The 6,768-nt window shown below is 65.5% G+C and carries 6 protein-coding genes; 2 read left to right on the plus strand and 4 right to left on the minus strand.

Annotated features, from left to right (window positions below):
- Nucleotides 1-78: 78 nt before the first annotated feature.
- Both AB0L63_RS23880 and AB0L63_RS23885 read right to left on the minus strand, forming a co-directional pair.
- Entirely contained in the window at nt 79-495 is a 417-nt protein-coding gene (locus tag AB0L63_RS23880; RefSeq protein WP_364504759.1) for a cytochrome c oxidase subunit 4, read from the minus strand.
- Nucleotides 496-508: 13 nt separating this feature from the next.
- Nucleotides 509-1,495, minus strand: a complete 987-nt coding sequence (locus AB0L63_RS23885; RefSeq protein WP_364504761.1) for a cytochrome c oxidase subunit II — start codon at nt 1,493-1,495, stop codon at nt 509-511.
- 600 nt (nt 1,496-2,095) lie between these two features.
- Here AB0L63_RS23885 and asnB point away from each other — a divergent pair.
- Nucleotides 2,096-4,039 (plus strand): asparagine synthase (glutamine-hydrolyzing), encoded by a 1,944-nt coding sequence (asnB, locus tag AB0L63_RS23890; RefSeq protein WP_364504763.1) that lies wholly within the window; start codon nt 2,096-2,098, stop codon nt 4,037-4,039.
- A gap of 172 nt (nt 4,040-4,211) precedes the next feature.
- Here asnB and AB0L63_RS23895 read toward each other — a convergent pair whose 3' ends face one another.
- Together AB0L63_RS23895 and AB0L63_RS23900 are read right to left on the minus strand one after the other, a co-directional pair.
- The gene (locus AB0L63_RS23895; protein WP_364504765.1) at nt 4,212-5,180 is read right to left on the minus strand and encodes a carbohydrate kinase family protein; all 969 of its coding nucleotides are present in this window, start codon (nt 5,178-5,180) and stop codon (nt 4,212-4,214) included.
- 221 nt (nt 5,181-5,401) lie between these two features.
- A complete protein-coding gene (locus AB0L63_RS23900; protein ID WP_364504767.1) occupies nt 5,402-5,752 on the minus strand; it encodes an iron-sulfur cluster assembly accessory protein in 351 nt (116 codons plus the stop codon).
- A gap of 173 nt (nt 5,753-5,925) precedes the next feature.
- Between AB0L63_RS23900 and AB0L63_RS23905 the strand changes: the two genes are divergently transcribed.
- On the plus strand, nt 5,926-6,597 hold the full coding sequence (locus tag AB0L63_RS23905; protein WP_364504769.1) for a DUF3043 domain-containing protein: 672 nt from the start codon (nt 5,926-5,928) through the stop codon (nt 6,595-6,597).
- The last annotated feature ends 171 nt before the right edge of the window (nt 6,598-6,768 follow it).

Here is a 6,768-nt window from a genome sequence, read left to right on the forward strand (position 1 = left end):
CGAAGGCTTCCCAGGCCCCCCGAAACGCCGCAGCGCTCCACCGGAATCCGGTGGAGCGCTGCGGAAAGAGCTCTTCGCTCAGTGCTTTTCGGGGCCCAGATAGTACTCGAAGACCAGTCCCGCGGACGCACCGAGGACGCAGACCACACCGATGCCGATCAGCCAGAACTGGAAGAACGCCAGGCCGAGGGCGGTGATGGAGCCCGCGGCGGCCAGGGTGATGGGCCAGAAGCTGCCGGGCGAGAAGAAGCCCAGATCGCCCGCGCCGTCCACGATCTCGGCATCCTCATAGTCCTCCGGACGCAGGTCGAGGCGACGTGCGACGAAACGGAAGTAGGTGCCGACGATCAGCGACAGACCGGCGCTCAGCACAATCGCCGTGGTGCCCGCCCACTCGACGCCGGTCCGCGACTGGCCGGTGAAGTAGCCGTACACAACCGCCACGACGATGAAGAACGCCGTGAGCAGTTCGAAAATCCGCGCTTCGATCTTCATATCAGATCAGTCCTCACTTGCTCTCTGCCGCGGACGCGCTCTTGACATCGCGCTTGGTGTTGAACGGCTTGGTGGAGGTCGCGACCGGGGATTCACCGATGGACTCGAGCGCCTCGGCGTTGGTCTTACCCGCCTTGCGCGCATCGATGTACTTGGTGAACTTCTCCGGCGATACCGCGCGGACCTCGAAGTTCATCATCGAGTGGAAGGTGCCGCACATCTCCGCGCAGCGGCCGACGAACGCGCCTTCCTTTTCGATCTTGGTGATCTGGAAGACGTTATCCGAATGGTTTTCCTTCGGGTTCGGCATCACGTCGCGCTTGAACAGGAACTCCGGCACCCAGAAGGAGTGCACCACATCGGCGGCGGCCAGCTGGAATTCGATGGTCTTGTTCGTCGGCAGCACGAGCACCGGAATCTCGGTGCTGGAGCCGACGGTCTCGACCTTGTCGTAGTGCAGGTAGGACAGGATGTCGTTCTCCGGCTTGCCGTGCACCGGGCCCGGCGCCGGGTGACCGTCCTTGGTCCGCTCCTTGTACTCCTCGAGCTGCTCCTGGTTGGCGTCCTCGCGGGCCTTATCGATGCCGTCGAAGCGGTAGCCGTCCTTGAAGTCGACATTGCGGTAGCCGAACTTCCAGTTCCACTGGAAGGCGGTCACGTCGACGGTCACATCCGGATTGTCGACCTTCTCGTGCACGTAGTTCTGCACAACCACGGTGAAGTAGAACAGCACCGCGATGATGACGAACGGCACGGCCGTGTAGGTCAGCTCCAGCGGCACGTTGTAACCGGTCTGACGCGGGAACTCCGGGGAGTCCTTCTTCTTGCGGTGGAAGGTGACGGTCCAGAAGGTCAGACCCCACACGAGCACACCCATCGCCAATGCCGCGATGATCGACCACGTCCACAGTTCCCGCATCCGGGTCGCCTGCGGCGTGACGCCCGAGGGCCAGCCGAATCGCAGCCAAACATTGTCGATCGAGCAGCCCGAGACGAGCATCGCGGTGATCCCCAGGGACACCGCCAGCCCGGCCCGCCGAAGGAGGCGGCTCGGGGGATGGTTAGCCGACGAAGTCGGTGGGGCGGGTAAACACCGCCGACCCTTCACGGGGCGTGCCCCGATCTCGTCGCTCGCCTTGTGCGCCACGCTCACGCCTTCCTGGTCGCCCACATTCCGACAGTGCACCGTTCGGGTTGCGATCGCCCGGCGGTGCGTCCTAAGCACGTTTCAGGGCATTCCGTCGACCGCTTGGTACACGCGCGATCCAACTGAGAATGTCCTGAGTACTACGCAGCGTAGACCAAACCGGCGCCCCCGCTGACGTCGGGTCGCATTCGACACTCCGCCGGTACGGGGGCTGATCCGCCGCACCTGAACATCGTCGCAGTACAAGCCGTGCAGCGCGACCGAATCGGGCAGGTGCGATGCACGCGGACAGAACATTTCGGAACACATCCGTCTGGTGCGCGCAACACACGAATCCGCCCGGTGCGGCATACTCGGACACTAGATTTCTCTTGTGCGCCCACCTATCGGGCGCAGCCACCCAATGAATCGGGCCTGTGCCCGTACCAAGTAGGAAACGAGGTTGCCGACGCCGTGTGTGGACTGCTCGGATTTCTGACATCTGATGCGGCAACCGACGAGATCGTGGAGCGGGTGTACGACGCCCTGCACTGCGTACGCCATCGCGGCCCGGACGAGCGCGGTACCTGGCACGACGATCATGTGATCTACGGCTTCAATCGGCTGTCGATCATCGATATCGAGCATTCGCACCAGCCGCTGCGTTGGGGTCCTGCGGAGAACCGGGAGCGCTACGCGCTGACCTTCAATGGTGAGATCTACAACTACATCGAGATCCGCGAGGAACTCGCGAAGGCCCATGCCGAGGAGTACCCGGACGGCAAGATCTTCGAGACCGAGGGCGATAGCGAGGCGATCGTCGCGGCCTTCCACTACTGGGGTCCGGAGGCAGTGCGCAAGCTGCGTGGCATGTTCGCGTTCGCGATCTGGGATACCGAAACCAAGGAGCTGTTCCTGGCTCGCGATCCATTCGGGATCAAACCGCTGTTCCTGGCGACCGGCCCCGGCGGAACGGCCTTCGGCAGTGAGAAGAAGAGCCTGCTCGAGCTGCTGCCCGCACTCGGGCTGTCCGATGCGCTGGATCCGCGGGCGCTGGAGCACTACACGGTGCTGCAGTACGTGCCGGAGCCGGAGACGCTGCACAAGGACATCCGTCGCCTGGAATCCGGGCACTACGCGACCGTGCGGGCCGGCGAAGCGCCGCGGATCACCCGCTACTTCAACCCGCAGTTCAAGGTGCGGACCTTCGCCCCCGGATCGGCTGCCGCCCGCTATCGCGATATCGCCGAGGCCCTGGAGGACTCGGTCGCCAAGCATATGCGCGCGGATGTGACGGTCGGATCGTTCCTGTCCGGCGGTATCGACTCCACTGCCGTCGCGGCGCTGGCCATGCGGCACAACCCGAAGCTGATCACCTTCACCGCCGGCTTCGAACGCGAGGGCTACTCCGAGGTCGATGTGGCCGCCGAGAGCGCGGAGGCGATCGGCGCACGGCACATCGTGAAGGTGGTCTCCCCCGCCGAATTCGCGGCCGCGATCCCCGAAATCGTCTGGTACCTCGACGATCCCGTGGCCGACCCGGCGCTGGTCCCGCTGTACTTCGTGGCCAAGGAGGCACGCAAGCACGTCAAGGTGGTGCTCTCCGGTGAGGGTGCGGACGAGCTGTTCGGTGGCTACACGATCTACCGGGAGCCGTTGTCGCTCAAGCCCTTCGAGTACCTGCCGCGCGGGGTGCGCAAGCTCGCGGGCAAGCTCTCGGAGCGGATTCCGGACGGCACGCGCGGCAAGAGCCTGCTGCACCGCGGTTCACTCACCCTCGAACAGCGCTACTACGGCAATGCGCGCAGCTTCAGCGACGCACAGCTGCGCGCGGTGCTGCGCGAATTCCGGCCGGAGTGGACGCATCAGGACGTCACCGCGCCGATCTACGCACAGTCGCGTGGCTGGGATCCGGTGGCGCGGATGCAGCATCTGGACCTCTACACCTGGTTACGCGGCGACATCCTGGTCAAGGCCGACAAGGTGACCATGGCGAATTCGCTCGAACTGCGCGTGCCCTTCCTGGACTCCGAGGTGCTGAGGGTCGCCGAGCAGCTGCCCGCCGAGCAGAAGATCACCAAGGAGACCACGAAATACGCACTGCGCCAGGCACTCGAGGGCATCGTGCCACCGCATGTGCTGCACCGGGCGAAGCTGGGTTTCCCCGTCCCGCTGCGGCATTGGTTGCGCGGCACCGAACTGTACGACTGGGCGCACCTGCAGATCGCCGAATCGCAGACCGACCACCTGCTGGACAAGGGCGCGATCAAAGGCATGCTCGAAGACCACCGCGCGGGCCGCGGCGACCACAGCCGCCGCCTGTGGACCCTGCTGGTCTTCATGGTCTGGCACGGCATCTTCGTCGAGAAGCGCATCACCCCCGACATCCAGGAGCCGGTCTACCCCGTCGCCCTTTAGTCACGCGCGCCACGCACGGTTCAACGCACCACGTACGGATTTGCCGGGCAAATCCGTACGTGGCGTGCGAGAAGCGCGCGCGGCATCGGAATCAGCGTGCGCAGCGCGGACGGTGTGATCTGGTCAAAGGCAACGGCCGCACCGGATGCGGTGCGGCCGTCGAGGTTGTCGGTCAGAGGAGGGGTTTGATTTCGGCGGTGGCTTCGGGGCCGTAGGCGCTGGTGAGGCGTTCGAGGGCGCCGTCCTTGTTCAGGGTCCACTCCTGGGTGCCCATGGTCTCGAGTACGAGAACCGCGATGAGCGAACCCAATTGGGCGGAGCGCTCCAGCGAGAGGCCGACGGTGTGGCCGGTGAGGAAGCCCGCGCGGAAGGCGTCGCCGACACCGGTGGGCTCGACCTTGTTCACCTCGGGGACCACACCGACGGTCACCTCGGTGCCGTCGCGGTCGAAGATCTGCACGCCGTCCTTGCCGAGCGTGGTGACCCGGATGCCGACCTTGCGCGCGATCTCTTCCTCGCTCAGACCGGTCTTCTGCAGCAGCAGCGCCCACTCGTACTTATTGGTGAACAGGTATGCGGCGCCGTCGATCAGCTGCACGGCCTGATCACCGTCGAGACGGGCCAGCTGCTGGGACGGATCGGCGGCGAACGGGATGCCGAGTTCGCGGCATTCGGCGGTGTGCCGCAGCATCGCCTCGGGATCGTTGGCGCCGATAAGCACCAGATCGAGGGTGTGCTGCTCGGCGAGCTCACCGATCGAGATGTCGCGGGCCTCACTCATCGCGCCCGGGTAGAACGAGGCGATCTGGGCCATATCGTCATCGGTGGTGCAGACGAAGCGCGCGGTATGCGCCCGATCCGAGATCCTGACGGTCGAGCAGTCGACACCGTGCTTCTCCAGCCAGGCGCCGTACTCCGCGAAATCGGCGCCGACCGCGCCGACCAGCAGCGGCGTGCGGTTCAAAACGCCCATGGCATAGGCGATATTGCCCGCGACACCGCCCTTGCGGATCTGCAGATCATCGACGAGAAAACTCACCGAAACATGGTCGAGCTGATCGGCCAGCAGCGCGTCGGCGAACCGTCCGGGGAAACGCATGAGATGGTCGGTCGCTATGGACGCGGACACGGCGATGGACACGAGGCTGAGCCCCTTCGAGTAGGCGGCAGACGACGACAGGCGCGGGATTCCGAATCCGCGCCTTCACCGTAGCTCACCCGACTCTCCGAGTGTCTTGCCGATCGCCGAGTGCCCCAGGGCTTCCGTCGCGGATCACCGCGCACTTGACCGCCAGTCCGCGACGTAAGTCTCCGGGCTGTTAATGGTCGGCAAGAGGCGCGGGGAGGCGGGGGAGTGAATTATCAGTTGAAGGAGTCGCCGCAGGCGCAGGAACCCGTGGCGTTCGGGTTGTCGATCGTGAACCCCTGCTTCTCGATGGTGTCGACGAAGTCGATCGAAGCGCCCTGCACATACGGCGCGCTCATCCGGTCGACGGCCAGGGTGACACCGCCGAAGTCGACGGTCAGATCGCCGTCGAGCGAACGGTCGTCGAAGAAGAGCTGGTAGCGCAGGCCGGCGCAACCGCCGGGCTGCACAGCGATGCGCAGCGCGAGGTCATCACGACCCTCCTGGTCGAGCAGCGCCTTCGCCTTGCTAGCGGCAGCATCGGTCAGAGTCACACCGTGGGTGGTCGTCTCGTCTTGCACAGTCATGAACTCTCCTCAGGACAGCTGTGTTCAACCCGTGAACAGCGCACGGCTCGTGGTTGTCAACACCACTCAGCGGGCTGCTATTCCCCCATCTTGCCACCACCGGGCGGCGCGGCGGTGGCAACCTCCCACCGACCTCATTTCCTGCGGGGTACCGCATCGAATAGCCTGGTCGCGTGAAATTGTTCCGTCGCGGCGAGTCCAGCACCACCGACGAGAGCGCCGACCAGACGGCGGGCTCGGACGGCGGCTCGACCGCTGTCTCCACCACAAAAGCGGCCACCGCCACCGAGAGCAAAGGTCGACCGACTCCGAAACGTCGTGACGCCCAAGGCAAGCGGCGCGGTCCGGTTGCCCCGGCCCCGCTCACCGCGAAGGAGGCTCGCGCCCGGCGCAAGGCGACGCGCGGCAGCCGCAAAGACCGCAAGGCGGCCGCCGCCGAGCGTCGGCTGGCGGCTCAGGACCGGCGCGCCAGGATGCTGGCGGGTGAGGACAAATACCTGCTGCCCCGCGATCAGGGCCCGGTGCGGGCCTTTGTGCGCGATATCGTCGATGCCCGGCGCAATCTGGTCGGATTGTTCATGCCGATGGCACTGGTCTTGATCCTGTCGATGTTCGTCGCACCCGCGCTGCAGACGATTGTGACGCTGGCCATGCTGGTGATGATGGTCTTCATGATCGCCGAGGGCTTCCTGCTCGGCCGAATCGTCAACGGCCGGGTGCGTGAACGTTTCCCGGACAGCACCGATACCGGCTACCGGCTGGGCTGGTACGCCTTCGTCCGCGCCTCGCAGATCCGCAAGATGCGGGCACCGAAGCCGCGGGTCGGGCCCGGCGACAGTGTTTGATTTGCCGTTTAATTTGCCGCGCCTGCGGCGCGGCGTGTTCGCGGCCCCCTGCTGTCTCGCGTCCGAGCCGTCGAGACTCGCGACTTCGTCGCATGCACTTCGACGACTCGGCCGCGCCCGACGGCCCGCACCAGCGCCCCCGCCCCGACCCCGACGATCCCCACGTGCGGG

The sequence above is a fragment of the Nocardia sp. NPDC051990 genome (assembly GCF_040680755.1).
In the GTDB taxonomy this organism is placed as follows: domain Bacteria; phylum Actinomycetota; class Actinomycetes; order Mycobacteriales; family Mycobacteriaceae; genus Nocardia.

Bases quoted from the DNA above. Each gene is read 5' to 3' on its own strand.
- AB0L63_RS23880 (WP_364504759.1), bottom strand. From the start codon at position 495: ATGAAGATCGAAGCGCGGATTTTCGAACTGCTCACGGCGTTCTTCATC.
- AB0L63_RS23885 (WP_364504761.1), bottom strand. From the start codon at position 1,495: ATGCTCGTCTCGGGCTGCTCGATCGACAATGTTTGGCTGCGATTCGGC.
- AB0L63_RS23900 (WP_364504767.1), bottom strand. From the start codon at position 5,752: ATGACTGTGCAAGACGAGACGACCACCCACGGTGTGACTCTGACCGAT.